The organism is Leifsonia poae (assembly GCF_027921845.1).
Classification (GTDB): Bacteria; Actinomycetota; Actinomycetes; order Actinomycetales; family Microbacteriaceae; genus Leifsonia; species Leifsonia poae.
The window spans coordinates 63,285-79,006 of the sequence record NZ_BSEN01000013.1; the positions used below are offsets into that span (position 1 = coordinate 63,285).

14 protein-coding genes are annotated in these 15,722 nt (G+C 67.8%); 7 read left to right on the plus strand and 7 right to left on the minus strand.

Annotated features, from left to right (window positions below; genetic code table 11):
* Positions 1–96: 96 nt before the first annotated feature.
* Both PKE84_RS13285 and PKE84_RS13290 read left to right on the plus strand, forming a co-directional pair.
* Positions 97–963 carry an alpha/beta hydrolase gene (locus tag PKE84_RS13285; protein WP_271177735.1) on the plus strand — a complete coding sequence of 289 codons (867 nt, stop codon included), beginning with the start codon at positions 97–99 and terminating at the stop codon, positions 961–963.
* Between the two features lie 24 nt (positions 964–987).
* The gene (locus PKE84_RS13290; RefSeq protein WP_271177736.1) at positions 988–3,408 is read left to right on the plus strand and encodes an HAD-IC family P-type ATPase; all 2,421 of its coding nucleotides are present in this window, start codon (positions 988–990) and stop codon (positions 3,406–3,408) included.
* Here PKE84_RS13290 and PKE84_RS13295 read toward each other — a convergent pair.
* Both PKE84_RS13295 and PKE84_RS13300 read right to left on the minus strand, forming a co-directional pair.
* Positions 3,341–3,754: a hypothetical protein gene (locus PKE84_RS13295; RefSeq protein ID WP_271177737.1), complete on the minus strand. Its 414-nt coding sequence runs from the start codon at positions 3,752–3,754 to the stop codon at positions 3,341–3,343. The genes PKE84_RS13290 and PKE84_RS13295 overlap by 68 nt on opposite strands.
* A 28-nt stretch (positions 3,755–3,782) precedes the next feature.
* Positions 3,783–4,658: a CPBP family intramembrane glutamic endopeptidase gene (locus PKE84_RS13300; protein WP_271177738.1), complete on the minus strand. Its 876-nt coding sequence runs from the start codon at positions 4,656–4,658 to the stop codon at positions 3,783–3,785.
* Between the two features lie 193 nt (positions 4,659–4,851).
* Between PKE84_RS13300 and PKE84_RS13305 the strand changes: the two genes are divergently transcribed.
* Both PKE84_RS13305 and PKE84_RS13310 read left to right on the plus strand, forming a co-directional pair.
* Positions 4,852–5,148, plus strand: a complete 297-nt coding sequence (locus tag PKE84_RS13305; RefSeq protein WP_271177739.1) for a hypothetical protein — start codon at positions 4,852–4,854, stop codon at positions 5,146–5,148.
* Positions 5,149–5,166: 18 nt separating this feature from the next.
* Positions 5,167–5,433: a hypothetical protein gene (locus PKE84_RS13310; RefSeq protein WP_271177740.1), complete on the plus strand. Its 267-nt coding sequence runs from the start codon at positions 5,167–5,169 to the stop codon at positions 5,431–5,433.
* 26 nt (positions 5,434–5,459) lie between these two features.
* Here the strand turns inward: PKE84_RS13310 and PKE84_RS13315 are convergent, their stop codons facing one another.
* A complete protein-coding gene (locus PKE84_RS13315) occupies positions 5,460–7,199 on the minus strand; it encodes a CocE/NonD family hydrolase (protein ID WP_271177741.1) in 1,740 nt (579 codons plus the stop codon).
* 117 nt (positions 7,200–7,316) lie between these two features.
* Here PKE84_RS13315 and PKE84_RS13320 point away from each other — a divergent pair, with 117 nt between their 5' ends.
* Entirely contained in the window at positions 7,317–7,931 is a 615-nt protein-coding gene (locus PKE84_RS13320; protein WP_271177742.1) for a TetR/AcrR family transcriptional regulator, read from the plus strand.
* 13 nt (positions 7,932–7,944) lie between these two features.
* Here PKE84_RS13320 and PKE84_RS13325 read toward each other — a convergent pair whose 3' ends face one another.
* The 4 genes from PKE84_RS13325 to PKE84_RS13340 all read right to left on the minus strand — a co-directional run bounded on the left by PKE84_RS13325 (position 7,945) and on the right by PKE84_RS13340 (position 13,535).
* On the minus strand, positions 7,945–9,063 hold the full coding sequence (locus PKE84_RS13325) for a magnesium and cobalt transport protein CorA (protein ID WP_271177743.1): 1,119 nt from the start codon (positions 9,061–9,063) through the stop codon (positions 7,945–7,947).
* Between the two features lie 72 nt (positions 9,064–9,135).
* The gene (locus PKE84_RS13330; protein WP_271177744.1) at positions 9,136–11,007 is read right to left on the minus strand and encodes a potassium transporter Kup; all 1,872 of its coding nucleotides are present in this window, start codon (positions 11,005–11,007) and stop codon (positions 9,136–9,138) included.
* 248 nt (positions 11,008–11,255) lie between these two features.
* Positions 11,256–12,227, minus strand: coding sequence for a diacylglycerol/lipid kinase family protein (locus PKE84_RS13335; RefSeq protein WP_271177745.1), 972 nt, complete (start codon positions 12,225–12,227; stop codon positions 11,256–11,258).
* Between the two features lie 168 nt (positions 12,228–12,395).
* Positions 12,396–13,535: an ROK family transcriptional regulator gene (locus PKE84_RS13340; protein ID WP_271177746.1), complete on the minus strand. Its 1,140-nt coding sequence runs from the start codon at positions 13,533–13,535 to the stop codon at positions 12,396–12,398.
* A 232-nt stretch (positions 13,536–13,767) separates the two neighbouring features.
* Between PKE84_RS13340 and PKE84_RS13345 the strand changes: the two genes are divergently transcribed.
* Both PKE84_RS13345 and PKE84_RS13350 read left to right on the plus strand, forming a co-directional pair.
* Positions 13,768–14,697, plus strand: coding sequence for a carbohydrate ABC transporter permease (locus PKE84_RS13345; RefSeq protein ID WP_271177747.1), 930 nt, complete (start codon positions 13,768–13,770; stop codon positions 14,695–14,697).
* A 9-nt stretch (positions 14,698–14,706) separates the two neighbouring features.
* The gene (locus PKE84_RS13350) at positions 14,707–15,705 is read left to right on the plus strand and encodes a carbohydrate ABC transporter permease (RefSeq protein ID WP_271177748.1); all 999 of its coding nucleotides are present in this window, start codon (positions 14,707–14,709) and stop codon (positions 15,703–15,705) included.
* Positions 15,706–15,722: the final 17 nt, after the last annotated feature.

Here is a 15,722-nt window from a genome sequence, read left to right on the forward strand (position 1 = left end):
TCTTCATTCTCGCGCGCGCGAAGCACGGGATCGACATCGCTGCTGCTTAAGAGATGGCGACGCGTAGCGATCGTCAGACCTGGCATGCTGGCTGTCGTGGCTGTCGTGGCTGTCGTGGCTGTCGTGGCTGATCCCGACATCGACCGACTTCGACGCGAGGCCTCCGAACGGGCGTCCGGACGGCCCCGGTTGCCGTTCGCCGGCACCGTCGGCGACGACACGATCGGCACGGTCCCGATTCGCCGCTACGTTCCGCAGGCCGATACGCATCCCGACGCCGTAGTCGTGTTCCTCCACGGCGGCTACGGAGTGCTCGGCGACCTCGAACTTCAGGACGCCTACTGCCGCCGCATCGCGGGCATCCTGCGAGTCACGGTGCTCTCGGTCGGCTACCGGCTCGCGCCGGAGGCGAGCCTGGCGGCATCCGGCGATGACGCGCTCGCCGTGGTCGGCGCCCTGCGGGACTCGGGCACAGGAGGCATCGTGCTCTGGGGAGATTCCGCGGGGGGCGCCCTTGCGCTCGCCGTCGCTCGGCGTGCGGGCGCGACAGCGCTCGTGCTGACCAACCCGAACGTCGACCTCACCCTGCGCGGGTTCGACGACACGGCCACCGGAGGGCCGGGCCGGGAGTTGTCCGAATGGGCCTTCGCGCGCTGGGCCGGTGGCGGCCGGCTCCACGACGCCCCTGACCTCGCCGCCGACGTGCGCGGGCTGCCGCCCGTCTTCGTCGCGGTCGGCTCGACCGACTCGTTGCTGCCCGACGCGCGCCGGCTGGTGCAGCGCTGCCGGGATGCGGGTGCGCGCTCCGAACTGCACGTCGTGCCGGGCGCGGTGCACGGCTTCATGGGCGGCTCCGACGTCGCGATCGTCGAGGACACCATCCGGAAGGCGGGCGCGTTCCTGTCGTCCGTCACCGATCCCCGCAGCGCCGCGCCGCTGCCGGGCGACGATCCCACGCCCTAGGGTTGGCGCAGGGGAGGAGCGGCCATGGCGAGTGAGACCATCGTGGGCACGACGGACGCGGTGCGCGGACTGTCCGCGGCCGACGTGGCCGAACGTGTGGCCGACGGACGCACCAACGCGTTCCGGCAGGATGCGAGTCGCAGCGTCGGCAGCATCATCCGCGCCAACGTGCTCACGCTCTTCAACGGCATCATCGCCGCGTGCTTCCTCGTGCTGCTTCTGCTCGGCCGCTGGCAGGACGCGCTGTTCGGGTTGAGCGCGATCGCCAACACCGTCATCGGCTCGGTTCAGGAGTTCCGCGCCAAGGCCGCGCTCGACCGGCTCGCGGTGCTGCACGCGCCGAACGCGCGGGTTCTGCGTGACGGCAGCGAGACGTCGATCGCGGTCGCCGACGTGGTGATGGACGATCTGCTCGTGCTGCGCGCCGGCGACCAGGTCCCCGCCGACGCCCGGGTGCTCGTGGCCGGTCACCTCCAACTCGACGAATCGCTCCTCACCGGTGAGGCGGACGCGATCGACAAGGCTCCTGGCGACGAGGTGCTCTCCGGCTCGGTCGTGGTCGCAGGCGAGGGGACGGCTCAGGTCGACCGCGTGGGCGCCGACTCGTTCGCCAACAAGTTGTCGGCGCAGGCCAAGAAGTTCTCGCTGGTCGCCAGCGAACTGCGCTCGTCGATCGACCGGGTGCTCCGCTGGGTCACCTGGGTGGTCGGCCCGATCGCTGTGCTCGTCTTCAATGCACAGGTGATCGCGTTGGGCGGCTGGGCCGACACGTTCAGTTCTGGGGCCTGGCGCCAGGCCGCGGTCAACACGATCGCGGCGGTCGTCGCGATGATCCCGCTGGGGCTCGTGCTCATGACAAGCATCGCGTTCGCCGTCGGCGCGGTGAAGCTGGCGCGGCAGCAGGTACTGGTGCAGGAGCTGGCCGCCGTCGAGGGACTCGCCCGCGTCGACCTCATCTGTCTCGACAAGACGGGGACGCTGACCGAGGGCGACATCGAGTTCGATGCCGAGCATCTGCTCTCCGACGAGCAGCCGGCGGGATGGCGGTCGGTGCTCGCCTGGTACGGCGCCGAGCCGGATGCGAATGCCACCGCTCGCTGCCTCGTGACCGACTACGCGAATCCGGTCGCGACGGCTCCCACGGGGCGCATCCCGTTCTCGTCGGCGCGCAAGTGGAGTGCCGTCTCGTTCGGAGACGTGGCGACCGGTGCTGAGGCGCCCGGAAGCTGGGTGCTCGGCGGCCCGGAGATGGTGTTCCCCGACGATCGACTCTCGGCGCGCTCGGCCGAGCTCGCCGCGTCGGGTCGGCGCACGCTGGTGCTCGCGCGCAGCGCCGAACCGCTCTCCCACGACGAGGTGCTCCCCGCCGACCTGGAGCCGGTCGCGCTGCTCACGTTCCGCGAGCGCATCCGGTCGGATGCCGCGGAGACGCTGCGCTACTTCGCCGAGCAGGGGGTCGGTGTGCGGGTGATCTCGGGCGACAACCCGCAGACGGTCGCGGCGATCGCGCGGCAGGTCGGGCTGGATGCTCCGGATGGATTCGACGCGCGTTCCCTGCCGGACGATCCGGACGAGCTCGCTCGGGTGCTCGAGCAACACGTCGTGTTCGGGCGCGTGACGCCCGATCAGAAGAAGGCGATCGTGGTGGCGCTGAAGCGGGCCGGGCACACGGTCGCGATGACGGGGGACGGGGTCAACGACGCCCTCGCCATCAAGGAGGCCGACATGGGCATCGCGATGGAGTCCGGGGCCGCCGCGACGAAGGCCGTGGCGCGCATCGTGCTGCTCGATGGCCGCTTCTCGCATCTGCCGAGCGTGGTGGCCGAGGGCCGCCAGGTGATCGCGAACATCGAGCGCGTCTCGATGCTCTTCCTCACGAAGACCGCCTACGCGACCGCGCTGGCGGTGCTGTTCGGGGCGTTCCTGCTGGAGTTCCCGTTCCTGCCGCGCCAGCTGTCGATCATCGACGGACTGACGATCGGGCTGCCCAGCTTCTTCCTCGCCCTGATGCCGAACAAGCGGCGCTACATCCCGGGATTCCTCGCGCGGTCGCTCTCGTTCGCGGCACCTGCAGGCGCCGTGATCGCGCTGATGCTGCTCGCCTACTCGTGGTCTGCCACGCAGGCGGGCATTCCGGAAGCCGAGCTGCGCACCGGGTCGACGCTCATCCTGACCATCGTCGGCCTGTGGGTACTGATCGTGCTCTCTCGGCCGATCGACGGCTGGAAGATCCTCATCATCGGCTCGATGATGGTCGGGCTCATCCTCGTCTACTCCGTGCCGATCGCCCGCACGTTCCTGGTGCTGGTCGACCCGTCGATCGTGACGGCGGCGCTGGTGCTCTTCTACTCGGTAGTGACCATCGGTTTGATCGAGATCATCCGGTTCGTCCATCGTCGCTTCGTGCGAAGGAGCGAGCAACGCGCCCTGTCCACAAGACGATGATCACGGCGGCCGAGATCGCCAGGTCGATGAGGCGGAACGCCGTCACCTCGCCGTCGGCGATCAGCACGAGAACGCCGAGTGCGATCGAGATCGAGATCAGCACCGTCAGCAGCACCCGCGCGTCCCGTCTGGACCGCGTGAGGCCGGAGGCGAGTGCGACGACCAGGAGTCCGATGAGGATGGTGATCGAGCCCGCGATGGTGACGACCGTGCGATCGGTCGCCGTGAGGCCGTCGGCGTAGCGAACGAAGATCAGGGCGATGCCCGCGAGGATCTGCACGATCCCGACGACGTAACTGGCGATCACGCTCAGCAGCAGCTCGACCGGAATGCGAGACCGTGGCATCGCCCCTCCTCTCGATGGATCGGCCGGGTCAGGCGAGCTTAGCGGCAGGTTCGACGAGGCCGTAGGCATCGGCACGGTCGACGCGACCGCGCACGAAGATGATCGGGATGATCGCGAAGATCATCACCGCGTAGTTCGCCAGTCCGGCGATGCCGGCGAGCGGTCCGGGATGCAGTGTCCCGCTGCTCGCATCCACACCGCCGGTCAGCAGGATGAGGCTGGGGTCGGTGGAGGCGTGGAGCAGGATCGGCCAGATCAGGTTGCCCGTCACCCGCAGCGTCACGTACATGACGATGCCGAACGCGAAGGTGTAGACGACCGTGAACGCGACCGCGATCGGGTTCTGGCCGGAGAGAACGTTTCCGGAGTGCATCGCCGCGAAGATGAGCGACGAGAGGAGCATCACGGAACGCTCGCCGTAGCCGCCGCGCCGGAGCAGGTTGACGGCGAAACCGCGGGTGAGGACCTCCTCGGCGAACCCGACGCACAGGCCCGTGAACAGCACGGCGACGACGGCGCCCGCGTCCCAGCCCGCGTAGTCGACACTGGCGAACCGCAGGATGTTGAACACCACGACGATGGCGACGCCGATCCACATCCACCACGATCCGCGGATCGGCTGCCGGGCGAAGAGCTCCTTCAGCCAGCCGATCGAGAGAGCGAAGAGCACGAGCAGGATGCTCCCCACCAGGATCGACGCGGCGATCGCGATGAAGACGCTCAGCCCGTTGGCGAGGACGTCATGCTTGTCGATCGCGTCGCCGAAGGCCAGCCCGATGAGGAAGCCGGCGAGCTGATAGAGGCCGTAGTAGACCGCTGCGACCAGCAGGGCCTTCCACCAGCCGCCGCGGTCCCAGAACTGGCGCCACTTCGACTGCTGCTCCTGCTGAACCGACGATTCCACTGCCTGCACCCCTTGTTTCGTGGTCCCGCTCCGGGACAGTCACGCAACACTATCGGGCACGCGTTAACGAGACCGAGTCCGGCTCCTGGCGACGGCGAGTCTGCACATCTGTGCGCCAGATGCGAGCCCCTCGGATGTCAACCCCTGCACGCCACCCGCGACGACGAGTTCAATGGGCGGTATGGAAAGGCACATGGCGGTGATCCACCCGGCTCTCGGAGTCGAGGTGATCCAGTTGTCGCCGTCCGAATGGCGGGTCAGCGACATGCGCCATGCCGATCAGCAGGACGGTCTCTCGCTTCTCGGCTTCATCGAGCAGCGCGGCCAGGGCTTCGAGATCACCGTCATCGGCGCACCAGGGAAACGCACGCGTTTCCGCGACTTCACCGAGGCGCTGGAATGGCTGGCGACCCGACGTGATCGCTCGCCTCAGGCCGTCGGCCCCGTCCTGCCCCCACGGCTGCGTCCGCGCCGCCGCGCGCCGCGCTGACGCGGGAGAACCGGCGCCGTGACCCGGCACGAGACCTTCGTCTACACCGACCTCGGCGTGGTGGTGGTCGAGCTCTCGCAGACCGAGTGGGGCGTGAGCGGGGTCGGCGACCGTGACGGCGGCGGCCGCGACGCCGGCGGCGCGTCGCTGATCGGCGTGATCCGACAGACGGAGGCGGGCTTCGAGGTGACAGAAGTCGGGGCGCCGGGTCGGCGCACCCGCTTCCGCACCTTCCCGGAGGCGCTCACGATGCTGAGTCGTCGCGGCCGGCCGGACACCGCCTGACCGACGGCGCGCGTAAGCAGCGACCCTTACGCCGACTGCACGGGGAGCTGCAGGTAGGAGGCGTGCTCACCGCCCGTGTGGATGACGTGCCGTCCGCTGTTCGCCGGCGTGTACTCGCGCGTTCCCGGCATCATCGTGCCCAGCAGGTGCCGGCCGCTGATGATGAAGCGGAGCTGTTCGCCCGGGTGGAACGCCAGGCCGATCGGGAGCAGGTCGATCTCGATGTCGACGACCTCGCCGGGGGAGAGCTTCTCGACCCGGTCGAAGGTGTGGGCGGGTACCTCGTCAGTCGACAGCGTCTCGTCGAGGTGACGCAGGGACACGCGCAGGCGGCCATCCGATCCCTTGTAGCGCAGGATCGACGCGCCCCGCTCAGTGATGTCGTGGGCCAACGCGCTCTGGTTCGGCGTAGTGAACGCCTGCAGGGGAGTGCCGTTCGCGTCGAGCTTCTGGACGAGCACGAACAGGTCCATGTCGTCTGAACCCTGCGCTTCGACCCAGAGGTGCGCTTTCGGATAGCCGACCAGCGTGGTCTCCTCAGCGAACCGCGTCAGAAACGATACGGCGTCCGGGTTCCCTCCCACGGCGTAGGCGACGGTCGCCTCGTCCGTCGGGGCAGTGGCATTGAGCGTGCGTGTGCGGGCGTCGAGGTAGTACCTCGTCGAGATCACGTCGGCCGGAGGGAACTGATCGGCCGGTACAGCGACGCGGTCGGCGCCCGCGAGGTCGAGCACGGAGTAGCGGACGCGAGGCGTCTTCTCCCATCCGTTGTCGTCGCCGAGCAAGAAGTGGTCGAAGAAGCGACGCAGATCCTCGCGGTTGCCCTCGTCGTAGTAGTCCGGCCATTCCTGGCTGTTGTGAATACGCAGCCATTTGTCCTCCGACGCCATCCGGCGCCACGCGCGGAAGGTTCCGGCGGTGTGCAGGGTGTTCGAGTAACTGGCCACGACGTAGGCCGGTACCGTGATCCGCTCGAACTGCGGGATCTTGTTCTCCCACAGACCGTCCATGAGAGGGTGGCGCTCCGCCTCCGCGATGATGTCCTCCTTCTGGTTCTCACCGAAGAAGCTCCCCTCCTGGAGCTGCCGAGCGAATCCGGTGTCGGGCATGCCACCGCGCATCACCAGGTCGCGGTACGTGTCGCTGATGCCCTCCCACGGGTTGATCGCCGCCAAGTGCGGCGGCTGCTCGGCTGCGGTGAACCACTGCGAGGCCGCGAGGTACGAGGTACCGCTCATCGCGACCTTGCCGGAGCACCACTCCTGCTCGGCGAGCCACTCGATGAGGTCGTAGCAGTCGCGACCCTCCTGACGGTCCCAGATGACGCTGTCGCCGCCGGAGTCGACGACGCCGCGGATGTCCGGATTGCAGATCGCGTAGCCCTGTGCGCACCAGTACGCCGGGTCGGGTCCCTCGAACTTCTCCAGGCCCGAGACGAGCGAGTTGTCCAGCCCGACCATGCCGAAGATGCCCATCACGCTGGGCGACGTGCCCTGCGCCTTGCCGTACGGGCTCCACGCCACGATCACCGGGACCGGGTCCGTTCCGGTGGGGCGGAACAGGTCGACATGGATAGTGACACCGTCGCGCAGGGTGACCGCGACATCCTTCTCGAGCACGATATCCACCGGCAGCGCGCGGAAGGCGGGGGCGATCCTGGTGCCGGCGGTCAGAGTCCGCGTGCCCGGCTCGAACGGGGTCAGCACACCCGTCCGCCCGGCGGGCAGGGGCTGGGAGGGAACAAACAGCTTCTGGTCATCGCTCATGACGATCTCCTCGGATCTCATAGCCCTGTGAACGGGCTTCCTGAGTGAGCGTACGTCCGCGGATCCTAAAACTCAACAGGCGTTGAGATAGTTCTCAGCACCCGGTAGATTCGGGGGATGAGCGTCGACAAGGGATCAGCGAACACGGCACGTCGGGGTCGACGGCCCGGCCCCGGCAATACGCGACAGACGGTGCTCGACGCGGCCAGGGCGAGGTTCGCCCGTGACGGATTCGCCGCGACGACGATTCGGCTCGTCGCGGCCGACGCCGGAGTCGACGCGTCGCAGGTGATGCAGTTCTTCCGCTCCAAGGACGAGCTCTTCGCCGCCGTGATGGCCGTTCCGCCGTCGGCGCTCGTCCGGTTCGATACGGCGTTCGAGGGGCCGGATGAGCACCTCGGTGAACGGGTGGTGCGCGCCTATCTCCAGGCGTGGGAAGGCACGCCCGAGGAGTCGGAACCGCTGATGGCGATGCTGCGCGGGGCGATCGTCAATGAGCAGGCGAGCGCCCAGCTGCGGGAATTCATCCAGTCGAGGCTGCTGGAGGGCGTCAAAGACCGTGTCGACGACAGTGCCGAAGCGGCCCTTCGAGCCGGACTGGCGTCATCGATGCTGGTCGGGCTGGTGACCGGCCGGCGCATCATCGGCGTACCGATGCTGGTCGCGGCGGACACCGAGCAACTGATCGCGATCGTCGCGCCGGCCATCCAAGAGGTTCTGGCTCCGCGCTGACCGCGGCACCCTCCTACATCCACTTGCTGCGTTTGAAGATCCAGTACAGCAGCGCGGCGAACGCGAGCATCAGTACCAGAGCGAACGGATAGCCGAGCGTCCAGTGCAGCTCGGGCATCCGATCGAAGTTCATGCCGTAGACCGCAGCGATCAGGGTGGGCGCGAACAGGATGGCCGCCCATCCGGAGATCTTCTTCATGTCCTCGTTCTGACGCTGACCGACGAGGGTCGAGTTCACGCTGAGGATCTGCGACAGCGCTTCGCGGTACTCGGTCACCCGCGTGTTGACCCGCGTGAGGTGGTCGGAGACGTCACGAAGATAAGCCTGCAGTGCATCCGGGATGTCGTACTTGCCGAAGCCGGCGCTCAAGGCGTGCAGCACCTCGGCGAGCGGCGCCGTTGCCTGCTGCAGGTCGATCACTTCCTGGCTGAGCCGGTAGATCCGCTCGGCCGCCGCCGCATCGCCGCTGAACACCTGGCGTTCGATCTGCTCCTTGTCGATGGCCACGCCATGGAGCACGGGCGTGTAGCCGTCGACGATCGCATCGAGCAGTCGGTAGACGACCGCCTCCGGACCGAGCCTCAGCAGACTTTCGTCGGCGAGAAGCGTGCGCTCGGGGCGATCGGAGCGCATGATCTCCTCTTCGTCGAAACTGGTGCCGTCGGTGCCGTCGATCCAGCGCTTGTCCTGGCACAGCACGGCCACCGCGTTCGGGCGCACGAGTATGTGGAACTCGGAGAAGTCGACCTCCTCCGATTCGTCGATGTACCGCGCGGAGCGCACGACGAGGAAGAGGACGTCACCGTAGCGGTCGAGCTTCGGCCGCTGATGCGCGTGGAGCAGATCTTCGACGAGCAGGGGATGCAGGTTCCAGGCGTTGGCCAGCTCGCTGATCGAGTCCGCCGTCGGCGCGGGGTAGAGGAACATCGTCATCCTGTCCGGCGCCCCATCGGCGAAGCGGAGCCCATCGGCGACGGTCGCATCGCTCGGGGCCGCTGCGGGCAGCCCTCCTGTGACGTACCTGGTCAGCCGCGGAGTTTCGATTTCGATGGCCGTCGCGACCGCCGGTGCTCGGCGACGCAGGAGTTCCATGCGCCGGGGCGATGTCGACTCTTTTCGTCGTTGGATCACTCCGTGCCTCCTTCGCGGCCGCGCGTCTCACAGGTCAGACTACGACGAACGACATTCTGAGCAGTGGCTGCGTCAGATCTCGACGTCGCTGCCCATCGTGACGGTGCGGAGCGCCGGCAGCCCAAAACGGGCGGCGGGGTCGGCCGCATTGTGGGCGAGAGCGACGAACAACGAACGCCGCCACCGGACCATGCCCTTGTTCTTCGTCGTGCGGATCGCTCCGCGGGAGATGAAGTACGAGGCGTTCTTGAAGTCGCCGGCGTGGAGGGGGAGGGCTCCGGCATGGCAGGCGGCGCGGAGCGCCCGCGGGATGTCCGGCTTGTCCGAGAAGCCGAAACGGATCGCCAGGTGCTCGATGCCGTCGTCGGCGTAGCCGAGATCGTCGTAGGTGAACGCCTCCGACGGCGGCACATGGGGCACCGGTGCCGTGGACACCGAGACGATGATGACGTGCTCGTGCAGGACGTGATTGTGCTTCACATTCGCGCGCAGAGCGAGCGGGGTGCTGTCCTTGTTCGGATGCGGGAAGATGGCGACCCCGGGCACCCGTGGCAGGTTCTGCACGCGCACGTCCTCGATGAACTGGGCGAGCGAGCCCTCCTTCTTCTTCCGATCGTTCTGAACGAGCTGCCGGCCCCGGCGCCACGTGGTCATGATGGTGATGACCGCCGCGGCGATGAGCAGTGGCACCCAGCCGCCGTTCACGATCTTCGAGAGGTTGCCGGCGAGGAATGCCAGCTCGAGGCCGCCGAACACGACGGCGGCGGCCCCGATCTTCCATGGTCCCCAGCTCCAGAGCGGGCGGGCGACCAGCACGAGCAGCAGCGTGTCCACCACGAGGGCGCCGGTGACGGAGATGCCGTAGGCCGTCGACAACCGTTCGGAGGAGCCGAACGCGAGCATCACGGTCATGACGCCGATGAACAGCAGCGCGTTGATGGCGGGCATGTAGATCTGACCGCCCTCGCGCTTCGACGTCTGCCGGATGGTGAGCGGAGGCAGCACGCCGAGCTGCACGGCCTGCCGGGACAGCGAGAAGGCTCCGGAGATGACAGCCTGGCTGGCGATCACCGTGGCGACCGTCGCCAGGATGACCACGGGGAGTCGACCCCACTCCGGGATCAGCAGGAAGAACGGATTGGCCTTGGCGGCGGGATGATGCAGCACCAGCGCAGCCTGGCCGAGGTAGTTGATCGTGAGCGCGGGGAAGACGAGGAAGAACCACGCCCGGCGGATCGGCGAGCGCCCGAAGTGCCCCATGTCGGCGTAGAGAGCTTCCGCTCCCGTGATGACGAGCACCACCGCGCCGAGCGCGATGAACGAGATCGACGGATGCGAGAAGATGAAGACGACCGCGTAGGTGGGGGACAGTCCGAGCAGGACCGACGGATACTGGATCACCATGGCGAGGCCCGCGGCGGCCAGCACCACGAACCACAGCACCATGACCGGGCCGAAGAGACCGCCCACCTTGCCCGTTCCGAAGCGCTGAACGACGAACAGCCCGATCAGGATCACGGCGGAGATCGGGATGATCAGGTGCGCGATAGAGGGCACGGTGACCTGCAGACCTTCGACGGCCGAGAGGACACTGATCGCCGGCGTGATGATCGAGTCGCCGTAGAACAGGGAGACCCCCACGATGCCGATGACGAGGAGGATCCCGGCCTTGCCCGCGCGTTTGGAGTACAGCCGCTGCGCGAGCGCGGCCAATGCCATCACGCCGCCCTCGCCGTCGTTGTCGGCGCGCATCAGGATGCCCAGGTACTTGATCGACACGATGATCGTGATGCTCCAGAACATCAGCGAGATGACGCCGAACACGTCGCTCTCGTTCGCGCGCACAGCGCCGCCGTCGAGGAGGAAGACCGTCTTCAACGCGTACAGCGGACTCGTTCCGATGTCGCCGAAGACCACCCCGAGCGCAGCGATCGCGACCGCCACGAGCGGCCCTCGAGCGTGCCCGGTGACCGGAGGGATACCCGGCTGATTCCTGTGTCCCGAACCGGCGCTATCCGGCCGGGTCGAAACCGACCGGGTCATGTGACCCTGCTGCGCCACGGGCGGCGAAACCAGCTACCTTGCATTTTCGCAACGTTACGCCTGTCTGGCGTGCATTCGGCCCGCATCGCACGAGTACACGGCGAGTTGGCATAAGCCGCGTCGACGAGGGGGCGCCCCCGCGATCTCCGTCAGGTGGCTGGGACCTTGATCGTGAGCCCGAGATGGTCGACCGTGAGCCGCAGCGCCGTGACGGGACCGAAGCTGTCGCCGTCGAGTTCGACCTCCTGCGGAGACTCGAACCGAGCAGTCATCGTCTCCGACTGCGCGTACTGCAGTGCTTCGTGTTTCGGTGCGCCGGCCAGGATGATCCGTCCCGTCTTGGTGCGGTGGAGGAAGCGGTTGAAGGCGAGACGGGAGCCGATGCGCGCCCAGCCGGCGAGGCGCCGCGGTCGCATCACGATCACGTCGAGCAGTCCGTCATCGACCACGGCGTCCGGGAGGAGCAGGACGTTCGCGGTAAGGGTGCCGCAGTTGCCGACGATGACGGTGTGCACCTGGGCGGAGCGGCGCCGGCTGTCGCCGAGGCGGTAGTCCATCGGGAAGCGGGTGTTGGTGAGGACGGAGCGCGCGATGGGGTCGGCGTAGGCGAGCCATCCGACGCGTCGCTTGAGTTCGGGGCTCGTCGCCGTCGCCATCCGGGCGTCCAGGCCGATGCCGGCCATCACGAGGAACGCGGCCTTTGAGACTGCGCCGTCCTCACGCCGGAGTTCGGCGAGAGCGATGTCGATCATCCGGTCGTCGCCGGTGAAGGCCGTGTGAACGGCGTGCGGGAGGTTGTTGAGCGTCAGCCGCAGGTTGCGCGCCAGGAGGTTGCCGGTTCCGGCGGGTGCGAGCGCCAGCGGCACTCCGCTCCCGCGCATGGTCTCGGCGACCGCCCGCACGGTTCCGTCGCCGCCCGCCACGATGACGACGGACGCGCCGGCCTCGAGGGCCTCGCGGGCGACATCCGTGCCGGGGTCCTCGATCGACGTCTTGAACCACAGGGTCGGCGCCCAGCCGGCGGCCGTCTCCTCCTGCGCGACCGCAGCGCGGAGGGCGCGCTCGTTCGTCTTGACAGGATTGAAGATCACCGCGGCGCGCGGGCGCCCTGGATCAGACATATCAAAATCCTAGGGGCGTTGTGTGACCGTTCCGTTTCGGAGAAGGGCGACCCTCTTCTCGTCGAGGGGTGGCCCGCTTTCATTGAGGGGTGGCGAATCCGGGCTCGCCCGGCGTGTTTAGGCGCATTTGCCACCCCTCAACGGAACATTTGCCACCCCTCGACGGAGTTAGGGGGAGCGGAGGAGCGTCTGCGTCGCGGCCGGGTCGGGGAACGCCTCGCGCTCGCGCACGGCGCTCTCGAGCAGGGCGTCGAGGTGTCCGGCGGCGAGGCTGATGCCGCCCATCGCGACAGCCTCGGAGCCGAGCGTCGATGCCGTGACGCTCGGGGGGAGCGGGACGATCTCGCGCAGCGTCCGCTCGAAGCGCGGGAGGAACACGTCGGCCGCGGGCGAGCTGCCGCCACCGATCACGACCAGGTCGGGGTCCAGCGTCAGCACCATGGCCGCCGCCCCGGTGGCGAGGTCGTCGGCGAACTCGTCGACCGCGGCCAGGGCGGCCGGGTCTCCGGCGCGGGCGGACTCGAAGATCTCCTCGCGGGACGGGCGCGGCGAGGTCAGCACCGAGCTGCCGTAGAGCTCATTGAGTTCGGCCCAGCGCAGCTCGGGCATCTCGCCGACGATGCCGGCCGCGCCGTGCACCCCACGGTGCACCTTGCCGTCCACGATCGCGGCCCCACTGGTCCGGATGCCGCAGAGGACGTACACGACGTCGGAGAAGTGCTGCGCGGCGCCGATCGTGAGTTCCGCGTGCGCGCCCAGGGCGACATCGCCTTCGACGAGCACCACGGCGTCGAACTCCCGGCCGAACCGCTCGCGCAGGTCGAGCCCCACCCAGCCGGGCATGCCCGTTCCACCGAAGTGCGAGACGACGCCGTCGCTGCTGATCGCGCCGGGGGAGCCGACGGCGACCGCCCACAGGGAGCCGCGATCGAGGCCGAGCGAGTCGAGCAGCCGGTCGCTCACCTCCAGGGCCGTCGACACGCGCACGGAGGCGTCGGCGTCTTCATCGATCGACGCGGTCAGGTGCCCGCGCACCTCGCTCGTGAGATCGGTGACGACGGCGTAGATGTGGTTGGCGCCGACGTCGATCGAGAGGAAATGCCCCAGCGCAGCCGCGACGCGGTATGACGCGGCCGGACGGCCCAGGCGTCCTTCAGCCGCTCCCTCGAACGCCTCGAGCCAGCCCATCTCGACGAGATCGTTGACCACGGCATCCACGGCGGTGCGGGAGAGGCCCGAGCTGCGGGCGAGGTCGCGCATCGTCGCGGGGCGGGCCATGACCTCACGCAGGATGCCGAGCGAATTCATCCGGCGCAGGAGGGATCGACTCCCGGTGGGCCCGAAGGCCGACTGAACTACAGCCTCTCGTGACATGTTCCCTTTCCTGCTTGCGCTTTATAACGGCAACTTGCATAATTAACGCGATCACCAGAACTTTACCGCGAGCGAAGCCCGCTGTGGAGCTCAAACCCCGGTGTCTTCCAGCATTCAACGAACGTGCGCCAACGACGGTTCCTTCACTCGTGGCGCTGGAGGTCCTATGTCAGCCCTTCTGTCCAGAGCGCCGGCTCGCAGCGTTGCGCCCGGCCTTCCGCGACGCCGTCGGCGCGACGACCGCAAGGTCGCCTGGCTGTTCATCGCGCCGGTGCTCGTCGGCTTCGTCGTCTTCTATCTCTACCCCACGGTGCGCGGGGTGTGGTGGTCGTTCACCGACTACTCGCTGCTCGGCGACCCGAAATTCGTGGGCATCGCGAACTACGCGGCGGTGCTCCAAGACGGCGAGTTCTGGAACTCGATGGGCGTCACGCTCTACTATGTCGTGTTCAACGTCACGACGCAGACCGTGCTCGCCCTGCTGCTCGCAGCGCTCATGCACCGCCTGACCCGCTCGGTGGTGCTGCGGACGACGCTGCTGCTGCCGTGGCTGGTGCCGAACGTGACGGTCGGCCTGATCTGGCTGTGGCTGCTCGACACCAACCTCGGCTTCGTCAATCACGTGATCACGTCGATGGGGCTGCCGGCTGTCGGCTTCTTCACCAACCCGGCGTTGAGCATCCCGACGATCTCGATCGTGAACACGTGGGCGTTCACCGGCTACACGGCCCTGCTGTTCTACGCGGGCATGCTGCAGATCCCGAGCGACCTGTACGAGAGCGCGTCGCTCGACGGCGCAGGGGAGTGGCGGCTCTTCACCCGCATCACCCTGCCGCTGCTGCGGCCCATCCTGGCGCTCGTGCTGGTGGTCTCGCTGATCGGATCGTTCCAGATCTTCGACACGGTCGCGGTGACGACGAAGGGCGGCCCGGTGAACGCGACGAGGGTCATCTACTACTACATCTATCAACAGGCGTTCAACTACTTCCATATGGGCTACGCCGCGACGATGGCCATCGTCCTCGTCCTCGTCCTCGGCATCCTCACCGCGGTGCAGCTGCGCCTGCTCCGTGCCTCCGAATCCCAGCTCGCCTAGGACCCGCTCATGACAACGACAAAGCCCTCCGTTCCCCTCGTCACCGCCCCGGCGGCCGCCGGCGCGATCGCGAAGACCGCGACGACATCCACGTCATCCACGTCATCGAAGAAGACGGCCGGGCGCGTGCGCCGCCCCTTCTCCCTCGGACGCACCCTCGGATGGATCGTGCTGATCGTCTCGCTGGTGCTGACGATCTTCCCCTTCTACTGGATGCTCAAGACCGCTCTGACGCCGGCCGCCGACGTCATCAGGGACTCGGGCTCGCTGTTCCCCGGCAGCCCGACGATCATCAACTTCGCACGCGTGCTCGGCTTCCTCACCCCGGCGCAGGATCAGGCCGCCGGCGGATCCGGTGCATCGATCAACTTCCTGCTCTACCTGTGGAACTCGATCATCTACTGCGCGCTGATCGGCTTCTTCCAGACGCTGTTCTGCGCGATGGGCGGATACGCGTTCGCGCGGCTGCGTTTCCCCGGCCGCAACATCCTGTTCGCCATCCTGATCGCCGCCCTCATGGTGCCCGGCATCTTCACGCTGCTGCCGAACTTCGTGCTGGTACGCGACCTCGGGCTGCTCAACAACGTGTTCGGGATGGTCGCCCCGAGCCTGCTCATGACGCCGTTCGCCCTGTTCTTCCTGCGTCAGTTCTTCCTCAACATCCCGGTCGACGTCGAAGAGGCGGCCCTGCTCGACGGCGCCGGCAAGGCGCGCGTGTTCTGGCGGATCGCGCTCCCGATGAGCAAAGGGCCGCTCATCACGATCGGCCTCATCACGGTGGTCTGGGCGTGGAAGGACTACCTGTGGCCCCTGCTGATCGGCCGCGACGAGAGCGTGCGCACGATGACCGTCGCCCTCGGCGTGTACCTGCAGCAGTCCCCGAACACGCAACCCGACTGGACAGGACTGATGGCGGGCTCGACCCTCTCGGTCATCCCGGTGCTGGTGCTCCTGATCTTCCTCGGCCGCCGCATCGTGGAGTCCCTCAACTTCACCGGCATCAAGTGATCCACCCAACCCCCAAC

Excerpts from the sequence above, each read along its gene's own strand:
- PKE84_RS13290 (WP_271177736.1), top strand. The coding sequence starts at position 988 with ATGGCGAGTGAGACCATCGTGGGCACGACGGACGCGGTGCGCGGACTG.
- PKE84_RS13340 (WP_271177746.1), bottom strand. The coding sequence starts at position 13,535 with ATGAATTCGCTCGGCATCCTGCGTGAGGTCATGGCCCGCCCCGCGACG.
- PKE84_RS13335 (WP_271177745.1), bottom strand. The coding sequence starts at position 12,227 with ATGTCTGATCCAGGGCGCCCGCGCGCCGCGGTGATCTTCAATCCTGTC.
- PKE84_RS13350 (WP_271177748.1), top strand. The coding sequence starts at position 14,707 with ATGACAACGACAAAGCCCTCCGTTCCCCTCGTCACCGCCCCGGCGGCC.
- PKE84_RS13315 (WP_271177741.1), bottom strand. The coding sequence starts at position 7,199 with ATGAGCGATGACCAGAAGCTGTTTGTTCCCTCCCAGCCCCTGCCCGCC.
- PKE84_RS13320 (WP_271177742.1), top strand. The coding sequence starts at position 7,317 with ATGAGCGTCGACAAGGGATCAGCGAACACGGCACGTCGGGGTCGACGG.
- PKE84_RS13305 (WP_271177739.1), top strand. The coding sequence starts at position 4,852 with ATGGCGGTGATCCACCCGGCTCTCGGAGTCGAGGTGATCCAGTTGTCG.
- PKE84_RS13295 (WP_271177737.1), bottom strand. The coding sequence starts at position 3,754 with ATGCCACGGTCTCGCATTCCGGTCGAGCTGCTGCTGAGCGTGATCGCC.
- PKE84_RS13345 (WP_271177747.1), top strand. The coding sequence starts at position 13,768 with ATGTCAGCCCTTCTGTCCAGAGCGCCGGCTCGCAGCGTTGCGCCCGGC.